At 40.5% G+C, this 22496-nt stretch carries 18 protein-coding genes; 4 read left to right on the top strand and 14 right to left on the bottom strand.

Translation table 11 applies throughout. The features are described from left to right. Positions 1-15: 15 nt before the first annotated feature. From OKW21_RS10715 to OKW21_RS10655, 13 genes are all read right to left on the bottom strand, one after another. Positions 16-3447, bottom strand: a complete 3432-nt coding sequence (locus OKW21_RS10715; protein ID WP_277479408.1) for a TonB-dependent receptor — start codon at positions 3445-3447, stop codon at positions 16-18. Between the two features lie 132 nt (positions 3448-3579). After that, a complete protein-coding gene (locus OKW21_RS10710; protein ID WP_277479407.1) occupies positions 3580-4602 on the bottom strand; it encodes a FecR family protein in 1023 nt (340 codons plus the stop codon). Between the two features lie 136 nt (positions 4603-4738). Further along, the gene (locus tag OKW21_RS10705; RefSeq protein ID WP_277479406.1) at positions 4739-5359 is read right to left on the bottom strand and encodes an RNA polymerase sigma factor; all 621 of its coding nucleotides are present in this window, start codon (positions 5357-5359) and stop codon (positions 4739-4741) included. Positions 5360-5748: 389 nt separating this feature from the next. Continuing rightward, positions 5749-7560, bottom strand: a complete 1812-nt coding sequence (locus OKW21_RS10700) for a sodium:solute symporter family protein (protein WP_277479405.1) — start codon at positions 7558-7560, stop codon at positions 5749-5751. A 105-nt stretch (positions 7561-7665) separates the two neighbouring features. Further along, positions 7666-8820, bottom strand: a complete 1155-nt coding sequence (locus OKW21_RS10695) for a phosphotransferase enzyme family protein (RefSeq protein ID WP_277479404.1) — start codon at positions 8818-8820, stop codon at positions 7666-7668. 24 nt (positions 8821-8844) lie between these two features. Next, on the bottom strand, positions 8845-9750 hold the full coding sequence (locus tag OKW21_RS10690; protein ID WP_277479403.1) for a nucleotidyltransferase family protein: 906 nt from the start codon (positions 9748-9750) through the stop codon (positions 8845-8847). Positions 9751-9826: 76 nt separating this feature from the next. Further along, positions 9827-11395, bottom strand: coding sequence for an arylsulfatase (locus OKW21_RS10685; RefSeq protein ID WP_277479402.1), 1569 nt, complete (start codon positions 11393-11395; stop codon positions 9827-9829). Positions 11396-11998: 603 nt separating this feature from the next. Next, positions 11999-13441, bottom strand: a complete 1443-nt coding sequence (locus OKW21_RS10680; protein ID WP_277487668.1) for a hybrid sensor histidine kinase/response regulator — start codon at positions 13439-13441, stop codon at positions 11999-12001. An 8-nt stretch (positions 13442-13449) separates the two neighbouring features. Then, a complete protein-coding gene (locus tag OKW21_RS10675) occupies positions 13450-13905 on the bottom strand; it encodes a response regulator (RefSeq protein WP_277479401.1) in 456 nt (151 codons plus the stop codon). Positions 13906-13917: 12 nt separating this feature from the next. Then, positions 13918-15399: an ATP-binding protein gene (locus OKW21_RS10670; protein WP_277479400.1), complete on the bottom strand. Its 1482-nt coding sequence runs from the start codon at positions 15397-15399 to the stop codon at positions 13918-13920. Positions 15400-15429: 30 nt separating this feature from the next. Beyond that, complete coding sequence (locus tag OKW21_RS10665) at positions 15430-16788, bottom strand: sigma-54-dependent transcriptional regulator (protein WP_277479399.1); 1359 nt, start codon at positions 16786-16788, stop codon at positions 15430-15432. A 96-nt stretch (positions 16789-16884) separates the two neighbouring features. Then, positions 16885-17265, bottom strand: coding sequence for a response regulator (locus tag OKW21_RS10660; RefSeq protein WP_277479398.1), 381 nt, complete (start codon positions 17263-17265; stop codon positions 16885-16887). Between the two features lie 216 nt (positions 17266-17481). After that, positions 17482-17862 (bottom strand): gamma-glutamylcyclotransferase family protein, encoded by a 381-nt coding sequence (locus tag OKW21_RS10655; protein WP_277479397.1) that lies wholly within the window; start codon positions 17860-17862, stop codon positions 17482-17484. Between the two features lie 72 nt (positions 17863-17934). Between OKW21_RS10655 and OKW21_RS10650 the strand changes: the two genes are divergently transcribed. The 4 genes from OKW21_RS10650 (at position 17935) to OKW21_RS10635 (ending at position 22297) form a co-directional block, all read left to right on the top strand. Continuing rightward, positions 17935-18816, top strand: coding sequence for a diacylglycerol/lipid kinase family protein (locus OKW21_RS10650; protein ID WP_277479396.1), 882 nt, complete (start codon positions 17935-17937; stop codon positions 18814-18816). 286 nt (positions 18817-19102) lie between these two features. Continuing rightward, positions 19103-19951, top strand: coding sequence for a UDP-2,3-diacylglucosamine diphosphatase (locus OKW21_RS10645; RefSeq protein ID WP_277479395.1), 849 nt, complete (start codon positions 19103-19105; stop codon positions 19949-19951). Next, the gene (locus OKW21_RS10640) at positions 19948-20961 is read left to right on the top strand and encodes a glycosyltransferase family protein (protein WP_277479394.1); all 1014 of its coding nucleotides are present in this window, start codon (positions 19948-19950) and stop codon (positions 20959-20961) included. The genes OKW21_RS10645 and OKW21_RS10640 overlap by 4 nt, the downstream gene beginning before the upstream one ends. Position 20962: 1 nt before the next feature. Further along, positions 20963-22297 carry a GH1 family beta-glucosidase gene (locus OKW21_RS10635; protein WP_277479393.1) on the top strand — a complete coding sequence of 445 codons (1335 nt, stop codon included), beginning with the start codon at positions 20963-20965 and terminating at the stop codon, positions 22295-22297. Here the strand turns inward: OKW21_RS10635 and OKW21_RS10630 are convergent. Then, a complete protein-coding gene (locus OKW21_RS10630) occupies positions 22284-22460 on the bottom strand; it encodes a hypothetical protein (RefSeq protein ID WP_277479392.1) in 177 nt (58 codons plus the stop codon). The genes OKW21_RS10635 and OKW21_RS10630 overlap by 14 nt on opposite strands. Positions 22461-22496: the final 36 nt, after the last annotated feature.

Genomic DNA, 22496 nt, shown 5'->3' with positions numbered 1-22496 from the left:
CTTGTTGCAATTTTGTTATTGTAAGTTCATCTTGACACCTAACATAAATGTCCGTGACTGGGGGTAGCCACCAAAGTCTTCTCCCAACTGTAAGTTAGTAGCCCCACGGTAGCTTACTTCAGGATCATAACCGGTATAATCAGTGAAAGTGAGTAGGTTTTGCGCGGTGGCATAAACCTTAAGTCCACTAAGCTTAGTACTGACTAGATTAGGGAAAGTATAGGCCAGGGTAAGCGTTTTCACTTTGAGGTATGATCCATCTTCCATATAAGCATCACTAAAAACTGCAGAACGATTGGTAGTGGCTACCGGATATTTATCACTGGGATTTTCTGGTGTCCAGCGATTGACCATGTCAGCATATACATTTTGACCGCCAGAAGGCAACTCAAGCTCCATCGCATTGTAATTGAAAATATCATTGCCATACGAATACTGCATAAATACATTGAGCTCTACCCCTCTGTAGGAAAAGTTATTGGTAAAACCTCCAAAGAAGTCCGGATTAGGATCACCAATTACTGTTCTGTCATAAGTCGCGTTGACATTTCCGTCAGGCGTGCCTTCTGGTCCGCCCAGGTCTAGGTAGCGACGGCCTCCTATCCAGTTGGTAGGGCTGGTAGGTCCGGCATTTAGTTCAGCCTGATCCTGAAAGATGCCATCAAAAACATAACCGTAGAAAAGACCAATGGGCTCCCCTACAATCAGCCTGTGTATAGATCCTGTCTTCAGGTGACCATCTCCTCCTCCTACGTCTTTATAATCTTCTCCTCCCAGTTCCAGCACCTTATTACGGTTAAATGAGATATTAAAAGCTGTTGTCCATCTGAAGTCACCACTGGTAAAAACATCACTCTCAACAGATAGCTCTACGCCTTTATTTTCTATACTTCCAATATTTTGTAGTGAAGAGTTAAAGCCTGAGACATAAGGTACGGCAACATCATAAATGAGGTCGGTTGTCTTTTTGTAATAGTAATCCGCGGTAAACCTTAACCTTTCCTGAAAGAAGCCAAAGTCCAGTCCCAGGTCAAACTGAGATGTCTTTTCCCATCTTAAATCAGGATTGGGGATTTTATTGGGATAGAATCCGGTCACCAATGATCTGCCTAAGGTATAAGTGGTATTGGTTAAAGTAGGCAAAGACTCATACAAGCCTATTTCCTGGTTACCGGTTACACCGTAACTCGCTCTTACTTTAAGGTTTGAGAACAGGTCCATGTCCTTAATAAAATCTTCTTCAATGAGGCGCCAGGCTACTGCCCCTGAGGGGAAGAATGCGTACTTATTATTGGCACCAAAGCGGGAGGAACCATCCACACGTGCATTGAATGAAATCAGGTACTTCTCATCGATGTTATAGTTCACTCTTCCCAGGTAAGACACCAGACTCCACTCTGTTCTGGATGAATTAGGCTGATTATAAATCGCACCTGCACCCAGTGAATTTTCTTCCAGCACATTGTTCACATAGTCCTGTGAAGAAGCGGATAAATTTTCAAACAGGTTTTGCTGGAAGGTGATACCCCCCAGTACAGAAAGCGAATGTCCGGGCATAATTTCAGTATCCCAGCGTAAGGTATTCTCATTCAGCCAGTTGGTCGTATAACCACCATTGACCGTTGCCGTAGCTACACCCCCTGACTCAAAAATATTGGAAGGCACAAAGGTATCAAACTTCGTATTGACCAGGTCAGTACCAAAAGATACTTTAGCGGTAAGTCCTTCAATAAACTCCCACTCTCCGTAGATATTTCCGAGAAGACGAAGCATGGTACTTTCTCGCACCTGCTCTCTGGCAGTTGCGACGGGATTCGCCAGAATAATTCCGGGTGTGTTTACTGGTGTATATTCCCCCAGGGCTTCATTCTGATAAACCGGCTGTATGGGGTTGAACTTCATGGCAGTAGTTACCACACCTGCCGTTCCTCCTGCATCGGTACGTACAGCATTTGAATTTGTCCTGCTCACATTCAGGCTGGTTCCTACTCTGAAGTTATCCTGTAGATTACGGGATATATTAATCCTTCCGGAATATCTTTTAAAGCCTGAATTGACAATGACGCCCTGCTGGTCAAAATAATTGGCTGAAATTGAATAGTTGGTTTTTTTATCCCCTCCTGAAAAGGTGAGCTGATAGTTTTGGATTGGGGCTGGTCTGAAAACTTCATCCTGCCAGTCTGTGCCTTCAGGATTAGCATTAATTTCTGCCAGTTGGTCAGCATCATAAACCGGCGCCAGTCCGTCATTGGTATAAGCCTCGTTGACCAGATCAGCGTATTGCGCGGCATTCATCACATCAATTTTTCTGACTACGTTTTGCGTCCCGTAGTACGCATCAAAAGTGATCTGATCCCTACCTTCTTTTCCACTTTTGGTCGTAATCAAAACTACGCCATTGGCTGCTCTCGCTCCATAAATTGCGGTAGCCGAGGCATCTTTCAGGATTTCTATGGATTCAATGTCAGCGGGGTTGATTGTGGCCAAACCACTCATTCTTGCGTTACCGCCAGTATTTCCGTAGCCTCCTCCATTGTACACCGGAAAACCATCTATGACATAAAGCGGCTCATTTCCGCCCTGAAGCGAGCTGCTTCCCCTGATACGTATGGATGCTACTGCCCCTGGCATGCCTGAGGTTTGCGTCACCATTACGCCGGAAGCTCTGCCAACCAAGCCCTGGTCAATGGAAGTAAAAGGTGCTTCCTGAATTTCTTCAGCTTTTACAGAAGAAACGGCACCGGTCAGGTTGCTCTTCTTCTGAGTACCATAACCTACCACCACAATTTCCTCCAGTGACTGTACATCAGACGACATGGTAACATTAATTTCTGTACGGTTGCCCACCACTACTTCCTGGCTCACAAAACCAATTGAGCTGAAAACCAATACACTTGCTTCATCAGGCACGTCAATTTTATAATTTCCCTCTACATCAGTTACGGTTCCGGTAGTGGTTCCTTTTACTAAAACATTGACCCCGGGAAGACCTTCACCATCCTCATCTGAGGTCACTTTACCGGTAATGCCGATTTTCATACTGACTATTTTCTCCTCCACTGTATTTTTTTCATTTCGCTCCAGCTTACCCACATGAATGTATTCATTTACCCTTTTGAATTTTAGTTCAGCCAGACGGGATATTTCACGAAGAATATTTGCCAATGAGGCATTTTCAGCATCCAGACTGATGCGTTTCCTCAGGTCAATAAGTTGTTCATTATAGGCAAATGAAAAGCCCGTTTGCTGGCTTATCTTTTGAAAAACATCAGAGAGGCTTTGGTTTTCAGCATCCATAGATAGATAAATATCTTCTATGCTCCTTTTTTCGCGTTGGGCATGCAAGTCATTGGCGACAAGCATGCATGAGAGTACAGACTGCAAGACCAGTCCAAACAATATATGTCTGGAGCACTTGACCAGTAGAGAGTAGTAAATTGTTTTCATTGCTTAGGTTGTATTAATGAATAATAAATTTAAGAGGCTTACTTTTGCTAATATGTTCGCATAGTCGCTTAGTAAACTTTCGGGCAAAGAGGTAATGTTAACTGCTATCGTATTTCATCATTGATCTATTTGTTATTGAATAATGACTGTATCTCCTTCAATGGTATATGTAAAATCAGAGGAGTAACTCATGCCTTCCAGCACCACTTTTAAGCTGGGATTATTGTAACGACCCGTGAAGCCATCAGTGACCGGCATGCTTCTTTTTATGATAAAATCTACTCCATACCACCGCTCAAGCTTATGGATGATTTCTTCAAACGACTCTTTCTGGAAAACCAGTACCCCTTCCTTCCAGGCAAGTATTTTATCAGGATCAAAACTGCTTACTTCAAAATCCCCTCGTTTGTGGTTAACTACCACCATTTCAAGAGGATGCAACTGACTTAACCTTCTTTGTTTACGATTTTCTTTTTTTTCCACTTCTACCACTCCGCTGGCTACTGCCACACTCATTTCTTCATCATAAGGAAAAGCCCGTACATTGAATGAGGTGCCTAAAACCTTGACTTTAATATCACCTGTGGTGACGGTAAATGGGTGCGTGGTATCTCTTGCGACATCAAAAAAAGCTTCACCTACTAGTTTTATCTCACGAGAGGTCTTAAAATCTTTGGTGTACTCCAGATAGCTCTCAGCATTTAGCCTCACCTCACTACCATCCGGTAAGTGAATGATGGATTTTTGGCCTCGGGAATTACTTTTTGTGATCCGCTCCACCGAATTGTTCTCAACCAGGGTTTCCGCCTCAGGCAGATCAGTTGTAGCCTGCCAAAAGAAAAATAATGCAGTACCTAAGCACAGAAGTAGTACAGCAGCTGCAGAGAACCAGTACCTTCTAAAACTTGCAGGCTGATTGTTATGGGATACATTTTCATGACTCGCTAGGCCTAATTGATCAGCAATTTTCGCGAAGGTCTGCTCCTGTCCGCTGATTCTAGGCTCAAGCTTTCCATTCTGCCAGATATCCTTAAGCTTATGGAATAGATTTTTATTTTCTGTAGAAGCATCTATCCAGGACTGAAGGTTTTTATCTTCCTCCGGTTCAATTTCTCCGGAAAGCTTTTTGGCAATTAGTGTCAGATACGAGTTCACTCTCAGGCTTTTTTAAGAATAGACCATGAAAAAGCCAAGCACCCCCAAAGGATGATAAAAAAAATTTAAATAATACGTAGAAATAGAACAAAAAATCTATTTACAGGCTACAATCAGACATGTTTTTTCCAAATTACTAATTGCTACGGGATAAGATATCTAAGAGAAGCAGCAAAAACATTAAAGAAATATGTGAGGAATCAGATGTTGAATTTTGGTAAGCATCCAGGGTGGCTTTCAATTTTTTGATGGCAATGCTCATCTGGTTTTCTACAGTTTTGGAGGATATGTCCATGAGTTCTGCCACTTCTTTGTAAGACATTTCTTCCTCACGCACAAGCCTGAATATCATCTCACATTTATCTGGCAGTTCACTGATTGCGCTTTCTATTTTTACAGCTAGTTCTCTGGCAATCATAATACTCTCCGGCTCACTATATTCTATTCGCATACTTTTGAGCGCAGGAAGGTCAATGGTTGAAAGCTGGGATTCTTTTTTCAGATAGGTTAGTGATTGGTTTTTTACGGCTTGGTACAGATAAAAATCAAGCTTTTTAACTTCAGGTAGCTTTTTCCTATTGTTCCATACCTTTAAAAAAATATCCGATACCAGTTCTTCACTTAATACATCCGATTTGACATAGAAGAAAGCAAGACGATACATTCGGGGGTAAAGCTTATCAAAAAAAAGCTTGAAAGCGGCACTATCCCCTTTGGCTATTTTCTTTACCAGCAGACTAATTTCAAACTCTTCCAAATCCTTCGGTCCTTGATTAGAAAAATAAGCTAGTACATTATTTTAAATTTTACAATCTCAGGTATAGCTAGGGGGTAGTTTTGACATTATGTCGTTGAAAAATAAAAAAGTCATGCAATAGCGTATACTGAAGCAGAACTTTCTTTTAGAAATATGTACGTTTTAACTTTACAGCGCTTAGCATTGACCACTTTACCTAGTATCTCCGACTGCCGGGGCAAGAAACAAAAATCCTGAAAGCAGGAAAGCGCTTTCCGATGCCTGAACAAAATTTTTAGCTTTCGCACCCTGCATTGCCATGCCGTACGTGTACACGTCGTACGTGTACACGCTCGGCATCTCCTGTACACTCAAAAAGCGCAGCGGATACGTTACAATTTTGAATTAGCTTATTTGGCTAATACGCCTGATGATTTTTTATTCATTCTTCCCCAGACTTTAAATAAGAAGAAAGAGGAAACAATGGCCAGTCCTGTAAAGAGTAATGCTAAGCCTGTATTGGAATACAACCACTGTCCGGTAGCAAACAGGGCACTGTATACTGCGATTACCCCTAATATCATACAGATGATGCCCTGAGGCACATCCCAGCCTTTTTGGTTTTGATCCAGCATCACGCCTTCTTTTTCGGCCTCCTCAACTACTTTTTTCCATCCCGGCCCACCTGGATATACTCTTTTATAGAAACTTCTTAGGGTAGGTGTATCGGTAGGGCGGGTGAGAAAAGTAACAATCAACCAGCCCACGGTAGTTATACCGACGCCAAGCAGGAGTTTTCCTCCGGTGCTGGGCAGTTCTAAGCCAGTATAGGGATGAATAAACTCTAAATATAAAGCTACCATAAACGAAATGACCATCGCAGCAAGTTCGCTAAAGGCGTTGATACGCCACCAGAACCAGCGTAGTATAAAGATTAAGCCTGTACCGGCGCCAATTTGTAACAGGATATCAAATGCCTGCAGCGCATTTCTGAGTAATAATGCGAATAAGCCGGTAACCACCAATAACAATACCGTGGAGAGTCTACCCACGTAAACGAGTTGCTTTTCAGATGCATCCGGATTGACAAACCTCTTGTAAAAGTCATTCACCACATAGGATGACCCCCAGTTGATCTGGGTAGAGATGGTTGACATGAAAGCGGCAATCAGGGAAGCCACCACAAGACCTAAAAATCCGGTAGGTAAAAAACTCAACATAGCGGGATAGGCAAAATCATTTTGAATAATTTCAGGATCAATGCCAGGGAAAGCCGTTCTCATACTCTCAAGTGTTGGGAATACGATCAATGATGCCAATGCCACCAGAATCCAGGGCCAGGGACGGAGTGCATAGTGCGCGGCATTAAAAAACAGGGTAGCTCCTACCGCTTCTTTTTCGTTCTTGGCAGACAACATACGCTGGGCGATATATCCACCACCACCGGGTTCTGCGCCCGGATACCACACGCTCCACCATTGTACGGCGATAGGAAGTATCAACAATGTAATCGCCATATCCATATTTGAAAAATCAGGCAGAATATTGGTTTTAGGCACTACATTTTCATGATTCACCAAAGTTTCCAGGCTACCGATCTCCGGTAAATTGATCAGTATAATTGCCGCGCCGATCGTACCAATCATAGAAATGATGAACTGAAAGAAGTCGGTAAGCAGGATACCTTTTAATCCACCGATGGTACTGTATAGACCGGTAATGCTTAAAAGTACTAGTAAAGTCTGCCATGCCGGCCAGTTGAGCATCACCGCACCAATTTTGATCACTGCCAGTGAAACTGAAGCCATTACCATAATATTAAAAAATACGCCAAGATATAAAGCCCGGAATCCTCTGAGAAAAGCGGCCATCTTACCGTTATATCGCAGTTCATAAAACTCCAGGTCGGTGGTTACATCAGAACGACGCCATAGCTTAGCATACACAAACACGGTGAGCATACCTGTAAGCAAAAAAGCCCACCAGGCCCAGTTACCGGCTACACCATTTTGCCTTACAATATCGGTAACCAGATTGGGCGTATCACAGGAAAAGGTAGTCGCTACCATTGAGACTCCCAGCAGCCACCAGGGCATATTTCGCCCGGAGAGAAAGTAGTCCGCGACACTTTTGCCGGCAGTGCGTGAAGCATAAATACCAATGAGTAGAGAGATGATGAAGAAACCTATGATAATGGTCCAGTCTAGTGTGCCTAAAATCATTTTATCGTTATTGTGGTAAAATTAGATTTTACAAATAAAGGTTTTTTAATTTGATATGCAGCAAACAAAACACATCTTTTCTTGTTGAGGTCTATCTCAAAAATGTCATTCAGATGAAACAGAATGATCCGTAAAATGGTGATAGGTTTTCAACACAATTTCTTCCATCTCATTTGATTTTCTTTCCATCTGGCTTACCAACTTAAACTGGGCTCTGGCTCGCTGCAAATTTTGATGCTCATGTTTCGTTTTGTAGTAGACATCACCCGAGAGATAATCTGTCAAAAATCGCAGGCCCATGATGAAGGTCATATAGCGAGAGGAAAAAGCAAGTTGGTTTACTTCAAGTTCGGTGAGAAGAAGAGCAGTCTCCTGTAAATATCCCTGGGTAAAAGCTTCAAAAAAATTTATATCTACTTCAATTTTTGCTAAATCAACTTCATCTTCGTCCGCAGTATTGACGATTGTACGGATAGAGTCCCCGAAGTCATACCAAATTACCCCTGGCATCACGGTGTCCAGATCTATGACACAAATTGCTTTATGCGTATGCTTATCCAGAAGTACATTGTTGAACTTGGTATCATTATGCGTTATTCGGATAGGGACTTTTACGTTTTTTACCTGCTCATAAAGATTTTCCATCTCTTCCTGCCGCGCTAAAGCAAATAGGATCTCTTTCTCAACGGAGGCCTTTCTGCTGACCGCATCTTTTTGTAGGGCTGCCTCAAAATTTTTGAAGCGGTACTCCATATTATGAAAATCAGGTATGGTTTCTTTTAAGCTGTTGACATCTATATTTTCCAGCAAGAGCTGGAATTTACCAAACGCATAACCTGCCTCAAAAGCCTGCTTTTCAGAGGTAACCCTATCGTAAGTCGTACTATTGGGAATAAAAGTTTGCATTCTCCAATAGTTACCCCATGAGTCCAGGTAGTAGAGCTTATCGTCATGTGCAGGTATGATGCGCACCGTGGTAAAATCCATTTCCTCAGATTTTCCCAACTCACTTTGGAGTCTGGTGGTCACCAAATTCATATTCCGCATGAGCCCATCTACGTCTCTGAACACCTCATGATTGATCCGCTGGAGAAGGTATTTACGCTGCGTGGCCTCATCTGCCTCTCCGTGTTGATTATCAAAGACTAAAAAAGTATCATTGATATGGCCTGAACCAAAAGGCTTATAGTCAAAATCATCATCCCCTACCTTAAACTTGCTGATGATTTCATCCACCTGAAATTTATCCCCAATACCCATACTAAATAAATTGAATTTGACTTTTCAACTTCCCCAAAGATTCTCTGGGTAAACACCTGCTTCTACCAGTTCTTTCAGCCTGTGCTGGGCTACTGCTTTATCTTCCTTATAAGTAACTCCAAACCATTTGTCTGATGTATTCAACACTTTTACTTTAGCTTCACCCGCATTGATTATTTCATTCACTACCGTAGGCAAATAAAATTCTTTCTTCAAATGACCCGCGTTTTCTTTGATAAAAGCTTTGAAGGATGCTTCAAACTGGGCAAATGCACCGGGTGTAAATCCCATAAGATTCATAGAAGCAATCTCGTCGCCACTAAGGCTTACTTCCTCCTCATCTTCTTTGTATACTATAGCTTGATCAGGCTTGATATAAATATGGGTCCGCTCTGTTACACTTTTCAAATAGCCTTCTTGATCCACTTCACAAATACCACGAGAAACGTAACCATGCTCGGACAATGTATTTTTTAGGCGATAGCCTATGAGCGTATGCACTTCTTTGTCCAGATTAGAAAGGAAATTTGCCATCAGTTGGAAAGACTGCTGACCATAATAGTCATCCGCATTGATAACTGCGAACGGCTCTTTAATTTTATTTGCAGCGACCAAAACCGCATGGCCAGTTCCCCATGGTTTTACCCTTTCAGGAGGCACTTCTACCCCCTGAGGAACACGATCCAGTTCCTGCAGCGCATAGTCTACTTCAATTTTACCGGAAAATTTTCCATAAAAAACCACTTTAAAATCTGCCAGGATAGATTCACGGATCACAAAGACTACTTTGCCAAAACCGGCACGGATAGCATCATAAATAGAATAATCTATGATGGTTTCACCGGATGGTCCAAATTCGTCTATTTGTTTTAGACTGCCGTAGCGGCTTCCCATCCCTGCAGCCATTACCAGTAATGTAGGTTTACTCATTTTTGTATTTCAGATTTTTAAAATGCTAAGTTCTGCAAACATTCCACGCAGCACAAATTTGTAAGCACAAAAGACTTCACAATTCACCAAGCTGAGCTGCTTCCAGCGCAGGAATTCTGAATTTTTCAATAGCAGGAGTCGTATGTTCTTGCTCAAATATAGTTTTTGCTTTTTCTATCAGCTCGGGATGTTCTTCGGCTACATTTTTTGTTTCCTGGGGATCAATAGCCAGGTTGTACAGTTCAAGCGTAGGCTCTTCATTTAGATTTTTCTGCACAAACTTCCAGTCACCCATTCTGATGGCTAACTGCCCGCCGTAAGCGGGAAATTCCCAGTACAGAAATTCATGAGCCTGCTGCTCTGCATCATTACCTTTGAGCAGCGGTAAGAAGCTGATACCATCACTATCTTCAGGAGCTTCAATTCCCGCCACATCGCAAAGGGTAGGCATGACATCGTAAAAGGCAGAAATATGATCAGAGGTAGTTCCAGCGGCTATTTCAGCTGGCCAGCTGGCGATCATGGGTACACGAATACCTCCTTCGTACACATACCCTTTGCCTCTTCCCCTTTCACTATCAAAGGGCCCGCCACTATCAAACCAGGGTGACTCTGTCCCTCCATTAAAGGAGGGACCATTATCAGAGGTAAAAATGATGAGTGTGTTTTCATAAATCCCAAGATCTTTCAACTGCTTCACCAGCTTACCTACATTTTCATCCAGATAAGAAACCATCGCCGCATATGCCGCTTTAGGATGCATATGAGGATAGTAGGATCTATCTCCCAGATAGGGCTCCTCACCTCCAAATTTTTCCACATAATAATCTACCCATCTTTGGGGCGCTTGCAATGGCATATGTGGTATTGGACTAGCCCAGTAAAAGAAAAAGGGTTTTTGTTGATGCTCATCTACGAATTTTGTCATCTGCTTGAACATAAGTTCAGGGGCATATTCATTGAGTGTAAATCTGGCATAAGAAGATGGGGCGTTAGGATCAGCTCCTTTTGCTAAGCCTACACTAGGGGGTACTGTATCGTTGTTCAGCAGTACCCTGTGTTCATTTTCATAGAGATGTAATGGATAATAAGTATGCGCCTGTCGCTGACAATTGTAGCCATAAAAAAAATCAAATCCCCGCTTGGTAGGAATAGATGACGTATTAGGTGCTCCCAATCCCCATTTACCAATCATTCCGGTAGCATAACCTGCCTCTTTGAGCAAGGCGGGTAATGTAGTGATGGTATCCGGTAGCGGCCGTTGCCCTTCCAGGGTTGAATCTTCAAACATGGCTACATAATCCCAAACCTCTCCTCTTTCTCTCCATTCATCATTACCACGGATATATGCGTGGCCCATATGTTTTCCGGTAAGCAACACGCAGCGGGAAGGAGCACAAACCGGTGCGCCAGCATAATGCTGTGTAAAGCGTATGCCATTTTTAGCTAAAGCATCTATATTAGGTGTTTCAATTTTCTCCTGTCCGTAAACCCCCAGATCGCCATAACCCAGGTCATCAGCCAAAATGTAAATGATATTGGGTTGCCGTGCTTCACGTTCCGCTACTTCTTCTTGCTGCTTATTCTGGCATGCGTATAGGAAAATAGCTCCTATGATTAGGGTCAGGATGTTGCTTAGTTTCATATGAATTGTATTCTAATTTTTTTTCAAATTAAAAAGCTCATAATTCTGATCAAAATTAGTTTCTAGCCGGGACAAACTGATCCTTATGAATATTTCAAGCTAAGTTCCTGATTCCTTATTTCAGCATAACAATTGTTTATCAGTAAGGCGAAGTGCCAACTTCAACAATGTTCTGAGGCAGAAGCAACTAAAGGTGCTTGCTAAGAAAAAATTGAAGTTTGAGCATATACACTCCTGTCTAAGTCTCAGCATTCGTTCCCACACATTTTTTTCTGAAGGGCTGCAAGCTCCACAATACATCTGTGCTTATACTTTTAGGTCGATTGTTATCGTGGAGCTATTCATTAATACCTCCACTAATGAAATGGAATTCAGGCATGGGAAATCCCTCTCTATAAAAACTGACTTATCCGCAGGACTTTCATCTGAGGTCAAAAAAAGGATTGAACCTTTTATGTTAGATGTAACAGTGTAAAACTCATGTCAATCCATATTTCATTAGACAGCTATTTACAATAGCTCTCCTCAAGTGATTATACAATATGCAGTATATATTTGAATTTGAGCATTGACATATGTAATCACACAAAATAAAAGTGAAGCCTAATGCTCATCAAAGATTATTGTGAAACATGAACCTTTTCCGGGAGTGCTGTCAATTGAAATTTTAGCACCATGCGCATGAACGATATTCTGGGTTGATGTCAGCCCTAGTCCCATCCCTCCTCTTTTGCCGGTATGAAAGGCATCAAACAACTTTCCAACTTCGTCGGATTTTATACCTAAGCCATTGTCACAGATTTGTACCAGTTGTTTAGAGCCGTTTTTAGTGGTTTTTAGTGTGACTATTCCTTTTTTCGGCTCTACCGCTTCGATGGCATTTGTGATGATATTCAGAAAAGCCATACTCAGCTTTTCCTGGTCTAATGGTATATCATGTAAATTCTGGTCATATAATTTGACCACCTTAATTTCCTGTAACTTGAGGCGATCTTTGGCATGTTTCAGTGCCATTTCCAATACTTCATTCACTGATGTAGAGGTAAGTGTAAGGTTAGAAGGTTTGGAAGACTGTAACATCTGTGTGATCAGCTGATTGATACGCTTTGTATTTCTTTTGATAATTTCCAGGTAAACTTCAAAAGTATCATTGTCCAGATCATCAAAGGAAAATTGTTCCAGCGCAAGATTAATATTGGTCAGTGGATTACGTACTTCGTGCGCAATACTCCGGGCAATATTACCAGTCATGATGAGTTTTTCTAACTGAATGAGTTCCAGTTGTACCTTTTTCTTTTCTGAGATATCCTCTATAATACCCTGATAGCCCAATAAATCTTTTTCGGGGCTTAAAAGCTTAGTGATTGAGATATTGCATATGTGCTCTTTGTTTTTTTTATCTTTCAAGAGAACTTCCATATCCTTTACGTGCCCTTCCTGATTCACTTTATGCTGTAAAGCTAAGTATGAGTCATCGCGGACGAAAAAGTCACCAAGCTGGCTTTGAGTAAGCTCATGCTTTTGAAACCCAAAAAGTGAAATCATTGAAGGATTGGCATCCACCAACGCCTGGTTTCTGTCAGTAATAAAAATGGCATTTAGAGACTGTTGAAAAAGTACCCTGTATTTTTTCTCTTGCTCATACAGTTTTCTTACCGCAAAAGCATTACTAAGCGCATACCTGATACTTCTTTCCAGGCTCTGAGAATCAATCGCATCTTTAACAAGGTAGTCAGCGGCTCCTATCTGCATGGCCTGATAATCTATTTCCGGTTCACCTTGTCCGGTCAGCATGATGACTGGTTTTCCGGGTTTAAATTTTACGGCTTCTTTAAGGAGCTCTAATCCATTTTTTTCCCCCAGGCGATAGTCAATCAGGTATATATCAAAAGCCTGCTTCTGAATAGCTTTCAATCCCAGCGTAAAATCAGCTTCCCAATGTATATTGAACTTACCAGTTTTAATATCTGAAAGAAGATCATTAACAATCACAAAATCATCTTCATCATCATCAATTACCAATATTTCAATTTCTTCACTCAGCATTTCTTTCACTAATCTTTATCATTTGGTAAAACCACAATGCCAAACCAATAATTTCCAATGGCTTTCGCCACTTCTACCAGATCATCAAAGGTCACAGGTTTGGTGATAAAAGAACTTATGCCTAAGTCATATGTTCTCAATATATCTTCCTCTGCTTTGGAAGTTGTCAATACTATAATTGGTATACGTCTTAAGGTAGGATCAGCTTTTATCTCGGTGAGGGCTTCTCTACCATCTTTTTTAGGCATATTGAGATCAAGAAGAATTAAACCGGGTTTGGGAGCATTATCTTCGTTATACTTTCCTCTTTTAAGCAAATAATCCATCAACTCTTCTCCATCTTCAACAAAATGCAGATCGTTTGCCAGCTTATTTTCCATTAATGCTTCTTTGGTTAGCATCCTGTCATCAGGATCGTCATCTGCCATCAGAATTGTGATTGTCTTTGCCTGCTTAGTACTCATTTCTATATATTTTTATTTACTTATTACCGGTAGGGTAACTATGAATGTAGCTCCCTCTCCTAGTTTAGCAGTTGCACTTATGCTACCTCCGTGCATCTCTGTAATTTTTCTACATATGGCGAGGCCAATGCCGGTGCCTTCGTAGGCATTGCGGCCGTGTAAGCGCTGAAAAATATTAAAAATCTTATCTAAATATTTTTCATCAAAGCCAATTCCATTATCCTGCAAATAGATTTGGTGCCTGGCCTCCCCCTCTTCATGAACATTTTCGGACCAAACTTTAATCAAAGGAGCCTGGTCTGCCTTTTTGAACTTGAGCGCATTGGTAAGCAGGTTAGTAAACAACTGTTCTAGTGTGCTTACATCACCCAGTACAGTAGGTAAGGTTTTGACTTCTACCCGCGCGTGATTATCATTGATTCTTTCTTCCAGATGTTCAATAATGTTACTGAAGAGTTCATCAAGATTAACTTCCTGAAAGGGGTCCTGAAAACGACCAACCCGTGAGTATTTTAGAAGGTCATCAATCAGTTTCTGCATACGGCCTGCGGCATTCTGCATTCTGTTGATATAATCCTGCGCAGTTTCATCTAGCTGCTCCTGATATTTGGATTGCAACCTGTCACCAAAAGCTCTGATTTTACGCAAGGGTTCCTGAAGGTCGTGTGACGCAACATAGGCAAACTGCTCCAGGCTTTCATTAGCGTTTTCTAGTTCATAAATTTTGTTTCTTAGCTCATCATTGGAAAAATTAAAAATACCGATATCTTCAGATACGATGAGCACAGCAAAAATTCTATGCTCATCATCTTTTACTGGAATAAAGTGGAGTCTGTAAAGAGCGCTTTCTCTTTCCATTTCCAGCTTCTTTGTTTTTCCTTTAAGACATGCTTTAAGTACCGGCAGCACTTCCTCTTTTTCTTCGGCAGAAAGGATGTCTACCAAATTCGTTTTTTCCTGAAGTTTTTGCTGATGTCCGAAAGCCTTTAACGCGGCTCCGTCAGAAAGTAGTAAGTTCAACTTTTCATCTACTAAGGCAACTTCTGCGTGAGGAAGACTTCTGATCAATGTTCTATATAAGCTTTCGCTCCGGCTTTTTTCATTGATCAATGCCATAAAACCGGATATATCATTGAAGGTCACCAAAAGGACAGACTCACACCGCTTCGCGCTAATGTTATACCATTTTTGAAGACCGTCTTCTGTAAAATATTTCTCTTTACGATACTCTTTCTCACTCAGGTAGGCCTGCTTATAGGCTTCAAATAGATTGGAGAAATTATGCGTGGTGTAGGTATTAAGAATAGTTTTCTCCAACAGCGCTTCTCTATCAATACCAATAAGTATTTCAGCTGCACGGTTTACAAAAATGTATTTCAGATCGACAATTTCATTTTGTTGATCGAAAACAGGCGAAAAAAGAATAATACCATCATCAGTATTATCCATGATTGTCTCTACCAGTTGGGTAGAATATTCAAAAGTTTGATGCATATACAGTAAGACTCGATAAAAATGCTAATGTCAGAGATCTATGTTGTAAGATTTCATTTTATTATAAAGGGTCTTCCTGTCTATATTGAGAACATCCGCAGCCTTGGTCTTGTTATATCCGGTTTTTTCAAGTACACTGATAATGGCTTCTCTTTCCGCGATTTTAGAGACTGATTTCAAGTTTGAAGGTTCACCTTGTGCCTCCTGACTAACAGGTTCACTTTGTTCAAAATAGACAGGAGATTTAATTTCCTCAGGCAAACATTCCAGCGTTATTTTATCTGTTTGTGCCAATAGGACCGACCGTTTTACTACATTATAAAGCTCTCTTAAATTTCCGTGCCAGTAGTAATCCTTCATCTTAGCCAAAACTTCAGGCTCAAAGTCTTTTACTTCTTTACCAAGTTCCTGATTGGCATTATCCAGGAAGTAGCGGGCAAACACTTTTACATCAGTGCTACGCTCTCTAAGCGGAGCCAGATAAATTTTAAATTCATTGAATCGGTGGTATAAATCTTCACGGAAATCTCCTTGCTTGACTGCTTCTGAAAGATTTTCATTGGTAGCAACAATCAGCCGGACATCAATGGGAATATCCTTGGTACCTCCTATCTTCTTGATTTTTCTTTCCTGAATAACCCTTAGCAGCTTGACCTGATTTTCGTAAGATAAATTACCGATTTCGTCCAGAAAGAGTGTTCCACCATTGGCAGATTCAAAACTACCCTCTTTATCATTAAGAGCTCCTGTAAATGCACCTTTTACATGTCCGAAGAGTTCACTGCCAGCCAGGTCTTTGGGTAGTGCGCCACAGTCTATGGCAACAAAGGGGGCTGCTTTTCTTTTGCTGTAATTATGAATTTCATTTGCGACAAATTCTTTTCCGGTACCGGTTTCACCCTGAATTATCACTGACATATCAGTCGGTGCAATAAGCTTGATATGCTTCATCACTTGGTTTGCCTGAGGGCTGTCACCTATGATAAATTTCTTTTGCTTAGGTTTTTTCGGTTTGCTCTGATCCTTTTTATTATTAAGCGCTTGCTCTATAGTGATAAGAATCTCATCCGGATAAAGGGGCTTGGTTACGTAATCATATACGCCAAGTTTAATAGCTTTAACAGCCACCTTCACATCTGAGTATCCTGTAATTATAATTAGCGCAGCTTCGGGATTGATTACTTTGATTTTTTGGATAAGCTCCAATCCGTTTATATCAGGTAACTTGAAATCACATAATACAAGATCACATTTGCCTGATTTGAGTGTTTCTATGGCAGATGAGCTGTCATAAGCGGTTTTGGTTTCATAACCATTTTTGCTTAGAAACTTATCCAATAATAGGCGGATATCCTGATCATCATCAACAATTAGAATTTTTTTAGCCATTGAACAGGAGAATAGTAGGTAAAAGTAGTTTTAATTTACAATAAATTGAGACAATATATAAAGTCATCCTTAAAAAAAAGAATGAATTTTCATTTCCTAACCTGAGGAATAATTATACATATTAAGTTTTATTAACGCTTCATTGATTTTTTCCTTATTAAAAGGTTTGTCTATGAAATGGTCAATTCCATCTACTTCAGATTGTATTTGTTTTAGCATACCATCATGAGCACTAATCATAACAATTCTTGCATTTTTACAATATTTTTTAATCACTGGCGCCAAGTGATAGCCTAAACCATCAGGAAGATTCAAATCTAAAAAAAATAAATCATATGACTGCTTTTTCAACTTAGCCATGGCTTCCTCAATAGAAAAGGCTTGATCAGTTGAATAACCCATGTGTTTTAATAGCGCGGAGAGTAAAAAGCAAATTTCTTTCTCGTCATCTACAATAAGAATTTTCCTCCCTTTCATTAGTTTAACTACACTCAATAACGGTAAAAAATACGAACTTAACCTATAACCTTTTCAAAAAGCGCACCTGAATTCAATCATGCTTCAACTTATCTGGTCAAACCAACAAATTGAAAGTTCATGAGCAAAAAAATAAATCTGACAATCGCAAAGCACAGCATTTCAGGTATAAAATTCTACGAATTTTGTAGAAAAAGAGCAACACTTATTCTTTGGTCAGCCAGCATTACTTATCAATCGTACATAAGCTATCCAATCACCACTGTGAACTTTCTGATAATTTTTAACATTTTTATCATACTTTATATAGGTATAAAACTCGTCTGATGGCAAATATATAAATTTATATAAGTTGTTCTCTACATCTTCTAAAATGTCAAGCTTACGTTTTACTTTCTCATCCACTTGATATATTTCACCGATGACAAAATCATCATTTGCACTTTTGATCATGTAAGGGTACCATTGTTCAAAATCATATAGACTAAATCCTTTTAACACATATTGATCACTTATACATTCACAAGTCTTGATTATATGATGATTAATACCTCCCTTGCGTAGAGTACCGTAAACAAATACATTGTAAAAATTCATATTTAGTTATACTATCATTAGAAGTACTGATTCGTGATGTTGTATTATTGTGGCGAATTAGTCAATATGGAAATGAATAAAAAGCGCTGCCTGTTTATTATTAACCCAATTTCTGGTATTGGAAAACAAAAACTGCTACCCCAACTGATCAAAAGACACCTTGATCATCTTCAATATAGCTATGACATTGCGTACACCCAATATGCCGGCCATGCCCCCTTGCTTACTGACGAAAACAAAGCTGATTTTGATATTGTCGTTGCGGTAGGTGGTGATGGTACTGTCAATGAGGTGGCTACTGCGCTGGTAGATTCACCCACTACCTTGGCAGTAATTCCTTCCGGTTCAGGTAATGGCTTTGCAAGGTACCTGGATATTTCAATGCAGGTAAGTAAGGCTATTGCCCAACTCAACAGTTGTAAGGTAAAAAAATTAGATACAGGCTTGCTCAATGACAAAACCTTTTTCAATGTCTCTGGTGTAGGCTTTGATGGGCAGATCAGCAAGACCTTTGCTGAACAGCTTAAGCGGGGATACATGACGTACGCTCGTTGTGTTATAGAAGAGTTTCAAACTTTTGCCCCCAAAAAATTTCGTTATCAATTTCAGGGTCAAGTTGTAGAAGAAGATTATTTCCTCATCGCCTTTGCCAATACCACACAGTACGGCAATAACGCGATCATCGCTCCTCACGCCAGTGCCAGCGATGGCCTGCTTGACATTGTGCTTGTGAGACCTTTTCCTCCATTTCACCTTCCTACCTTCACCATGATGGCGCTATTCCGGAATCTCCATCACTCTCCTTATGTGCGTATTATTCAAACCACAGAATTTAGTATAGAAAATATAGACCAGGCTCCTATTCACATTGATGGTGAATATCTGAGTAATGATGAAAATATCAGAGTCAGCATCAAAGCAGGAAGTTTACGTGTAATGGCTCCTGTTAAATAATTGTTAAACCAGCCGTCAAATCCTGATCAATATTCATCTTTTAGTAACCAAAGGATAAAATTGGGTTAACCTGAATGTGATTTTTTCTTGATTACTTTAAGCAATCAATTTAAATGATCTTGAAAAACTCAACTGGAGATTTTTTCATTTTAAAGATAACTTTTGAATTACAGACTAAATCAAAATATCGTCTACCCTGACTTTTCCCTTACTGCTACCTTTTCGCGCCTTACTGCTTTTACTGTACAGCCAGCTGTAAAAAATTCAGTATTTAAAACTAATGAGTATGTCTTCAAAAAAAAGGCAATTGGATGTAGCCATCATTTCTGATGTACACCTGGGCACTTACGGATGCAATGCCCGTGAATTACATAAATACCTGAAAAGTATCCAACCTAAAATACTCGTCCTGAATGGTGATATCATTGATATCTGGCAGTTCAGCAAGCGGTATTTTCCTACCACACATATGAAAATCATCAAGCAGATATTTAGTATGGCGTCTAAAGGAGTGCATGTCTACTACGTTACCGGTAATCATGATGAGATGCTTCGCAAATTTGAAGGCTTTACGATGGGGACCCTCAAAATTGTGAATAAAATGGTTTTGGACTTAGACGGCAAGAAAGCCTGGATATTTCATGGAGATGTCTTTGACATTACCATGAAACACTCCAAATGGCTGGCAAAGCTTGGCGCTATTGGTTACGATTCTCTGATACTTCTTAATGCAATGGTCAATTTCTGTTCTGAAAAAGTGGGCAGAGGCAAGGTTTCTTTCAGCAAGAGGATAAAAAATAGTGTAAAGAGTGCCGTCAAATTTATTGATGACTTTGAAACTACCGCTTCTGACATCGCGATTTCCAACGGTTATGACTATGTGATTTGTGGTCATATACATAATCCTGAAATTAGAAAAATCACTACTGATGAAGGAGAGGTCACTTATTTGAACAGTGGAGACTGGGTAGAAAACCTGACTGCGCTGGAATATCAGAATTGTCAATGGTCACTTTATAAATACGGTGATGACCATATTCTTCAAAACGACGATCATGAAGAAGATGATAATAGTATGGATATTTCAGTTTTATATACCAATTTATTACAGGAGTTTCAACTCAAAAAAGCATGAAAGTATTGTATGCCATCCAGGGGACAGGTAATGGACATGTGAGCAGGGCCAGAGATATCATTCCACTCCTTCAACAAAAAACAGAATTGGATATTTTGATCAGCGGGATACAGGCTGATGTCAGCCTGCCCTATCCAGTCGCATATCAGATGAAAGGGATGAGCTTTATTTTTGGAAAATCTGGTGGGGTTGATTTGCTTGAGACCTATAAGAAAACAAACACCCGGCAGCTATGGAAAGATATACAGCAATTTCCGGTGGAGAAGTACGATCTCATCATCAATGATTTTGAACCGGTCACAGCCTGGGCTTCTTATCTGAAAAAAGCTCCCTGCATCAGCCTTAGTCACCAAAGTGCTATTTTAGCGGCTCATTCTCCCCAGCCCAAGAAGGGTGATGCTTTTGGTAAAATGATACTAAAGCGATACGCCCCTTCTGCCATGAAGTACGGCTTTCATTTCGCTGCCTTTGACGAAAATATATTTACTCCGGTAATCCGAAAAGAGATCAGGGAAGCTGAAGTTAAAGACAAAGGCCATTATACAGTTTACCTTCCCTCCTACGATGATGAAAAATTGATCAAGCGGCTTAAGAAAATCAGTGATGTCAAATGGCACATTTTCTCCAAACACACCCGGCAGAAACATAAAGTTAAAAACCTGAGAATTAAGCCTATAAATAATGAAAGTTTTATTAAGAGTTTGGCTTCGTGCAAAGGAATACTTTGTGGTGCTGGTTTTGAAACCCCGGCAGAAGCTTTGTACCTTAATAAAAAACTAATGGTGATCCCCATGAAAAACCAGTATGAACAGCACTGTAATGCCGCAGCCCTTGAAACGCTGGGTATACCTGTCCTAAAAAACTTAAAAAAGAAGCAGGTTCCAAAAATTGAGGAGTGGGTAAGTCATGGAAAATCGCTGGAGATCAACTATCCAGACATCACTGAAGACGTCATTGATATGGTTCTGACAAAACATTTAAGGGTAAAAGCAGAAGAAAAACCAGTTTAAGTTGCAAGTACAGGATTTCGGTGACTCTTTTTATTGGGGGGTATCTTCAGCTGCATACCAAACAGAGGGCGCTTATATCAAAGACGGCAAAGGTCTATCCATCTGGGATAAATTTGTCAGTGAAAAAGGTAAAATCTATCAGAATCAACATGCTAATACTGCCTGTGACTTTTACCATCGCTATGCTGAGGATATTGGTATACTCAAACAATTAGGCATAGATAATTTTCGTTTTTCAATTTCATGGCCTCGTATTTTTCCTGAGGGTTCAGGTACAGTAAATCAAAAAGGACTGGATTTTTACAAAAGAGTGATTGATAGCTGTTTGGAAAATGATATCACGCCCTGGATAACCTTATACCATTGGGACTTACCGCTTGCGCTTAGCCATAAAGGGGGGTGGACCAATCGTGATATCATTGGCTGGTTCTCAGATTTTGTGGATACCTGTAGCAGAGCGTATGGCGATCAGGTTAATCACTGGATGGTGCTTAATGAGCCATTGGTTTTTACGGGAGCAGGATACTTTTTAGGAATACATGCTCCAGGCATGCAGGGATTGTTACCCTTTCTTTCAACTGTTCATCATGCAGCCATGTGCCAGGCGGCAGGAGGACGCGTGTTAAGGTCAAACCTCCCTAAAGCGGAAATCGGTACAACATTCTCTTGTACAATGGTAGAGCCGATGTCTAATCACCATAAAGATTTAAGTGCTACGCGTAGAGTGGATGCTCTACTCAACAGGTTATTCATTGAACCGGCCTTAGGTTTAGGCTATCCAGTAGATTACTTTCATTCGCTTCACCGCATAGAAAAGTATATGCGCCCCGATGATGAAATAGCCCTTCAGTTTGAATTTGACTTCATAGGTCTACAAAACTATACCCGTGAAATCATTCGTCACTCATTCTTTACTCCCTATATCCACGCCCGCCAGGTAGATGCTGAAAAAAGACGGGTTCCGACAACCCTCATGCGATGGGAAGTATATCCTGAATCAATTTATCACATTCTGAAATTGTTTCATCAAAGATACAATCTGGATAAAATCATCATCACTGAAAACGGGGCAGCATTTAAGGACTTCTGGCGAAATGGTAAGATTGAGGACCCTCAACGAAAGCATTATCTTAAGCAGTACATTGCCCAATGTCTTCGGGCAAAGCAAGAAGGAGTCCCGCTGGCCGGATACTTTGTGTGGACTTTAACGGATAATTTTGAATGGGCCGAGGGGTACCAGCCTACCTTTGGATTGGTTCATGTAGATCACTCTACTCAAAAACGTACCATTAAGAGTTCAGGCAGGTGGTACAGTAAGTTTGTTAGCGGTCTGTAGCTAGAACTTCTGATTTGGTATGCTTTTCGGCCCGACTGTATACATGTTTGAGATGAGAGCTCACGTTTTCATGAAAATGTTGTTGCTCTATTACCTTAGTCTTCCACTCATCTAATCTTCGTTTCCAAAGAATGAGGTCATCATAGTTATTTAGTGTATTCATGTTATAAAAAATTTGGGTTAACAAAAGGTAAAAAAA

Origin of the sequence: Catalinimonas alkaloidigena (genome assembly GCF_029504655.1) — a bacterium.
In the GTDB taxonomy this organism is placed as follows: Bacteria; Bacteroidota; Bacteroidia; order Cytophagales; family Cyclobacteriaceae; genus Catalinimonas; species Catalinimonas alkaloidigena.
Note: the sequence above shows the minus strand (reverse complement) of the source record. Positions and strands in the feature narration are given on the sequence as shown.

Excerpts from the sequence above, each read along its gene's own strand:
- OKW21_RS10715 (WP_277479408.1), bottom strand. The coding sequence starts at position 3,447 with ATGAAAACAATTTACTACTCTCTACTGGTCAAGTGCTCCAGACATATA.
- OKW21_RS10700 (WP_277479405.1), bottom strand. The coding sequence starts at position 7,560 with ATGATTTTAGGCACACTAGACTGGACCATTATCATAGGTTTCTTCATC.
- OKW21_RS10695 (WP_277479404.1), bottom strand. The coding sequence starts at position 8,820 with ATGGGTATTGGGGATAAATTTCAGGTGGATGAAATCATCAGCAAGTTT.
- OKW21_RS10690 (WP_277479403.1), bottom strand. The coding sequence starts at position 9,750 with ATGAGTAAACCTACATTACTGGTAATGGCTGCAGGGATGGGAAGCCGC.
- OKW21_RS10685 (WP_277479402.1), bottom strand. The coding sequence starts at position 11,395 with ATGAAACTAAGCAACATCCTGACCCTAATCATAGGAGCTATTTTCCTA.
- OKW21_RS10680 (WP_277487668.1), bottom strand. The coding sequence starts at position 13,441 with ATGCTGAGTGAAGAAATTGAAATATTGGTAATTGATGATGATGAAGAT.
- OKW21_RS10675 (WP_277479401.1), bottom strand. The coding sequence starts at position 13,905 with ATGAGTACTAAGCAGGCAAAGACAATCACAATTCTGATGGCAGATGAC.
- OKW21_RS10670 (WP_277479400.1), bottom strand. The coding sequence starts at position 15,399 with ATGCATCAAACTTTTGAATATTCTACCCAACTGGTAGAGACAATCATG.
- OKW21_RS10665 (WP_277479399.1), bottom strand. The coding sequence starts at position 16,788 with ATGGCTAAAAAAATTCTAATTGTTGATGATGATCAGGATATCCGCCTA.
- OKW21_RS10660 (WP_277479398.1), bottom strand. The coding sequence starts at position 17,265 with ATGAAAGGGAGGAAAATTCTTATTGTAGATGACGAGAAAGAAATTTGC.
- OKW21_RS10655 (WP_277479397.1), bottom strand. The coding sequence starts at position 17,862 with ATGAATTTTTACAATGTATTTGTTTACGGTACTCTACGCAAGGGAGGT.
- OKW21_RS10650 (WP_277479396.1), top strand. The coding sequence starts at position 17,935 with ATGAATAAAAAGCGCTGCCTGTTTATTATTAACCCAATTTCTGGTATT.
- OKW21_RS10645 (WP_277479395.1), top strand. The coding sequence starts at position 19,103 with ATGTCTTCAAAAAAAAGGCAATTGGATGTAGCCATCATTTCTGATGTA.
- OKW21_RS10640 (WP_277479394.1), top strand. The coding sequence starts at position 19,948 with ATGAAAGTATTGTATGCCATCCAGGGGACAGGTAATGGACATGTGAGC.
- OKW21_RS10630 (WP_277479392.1), bottom strand. The coding sequence starts at position 22,460 with ATGAATACACTAAATAACTATGATGACCTCATTCTTTGGAAACGAAGA.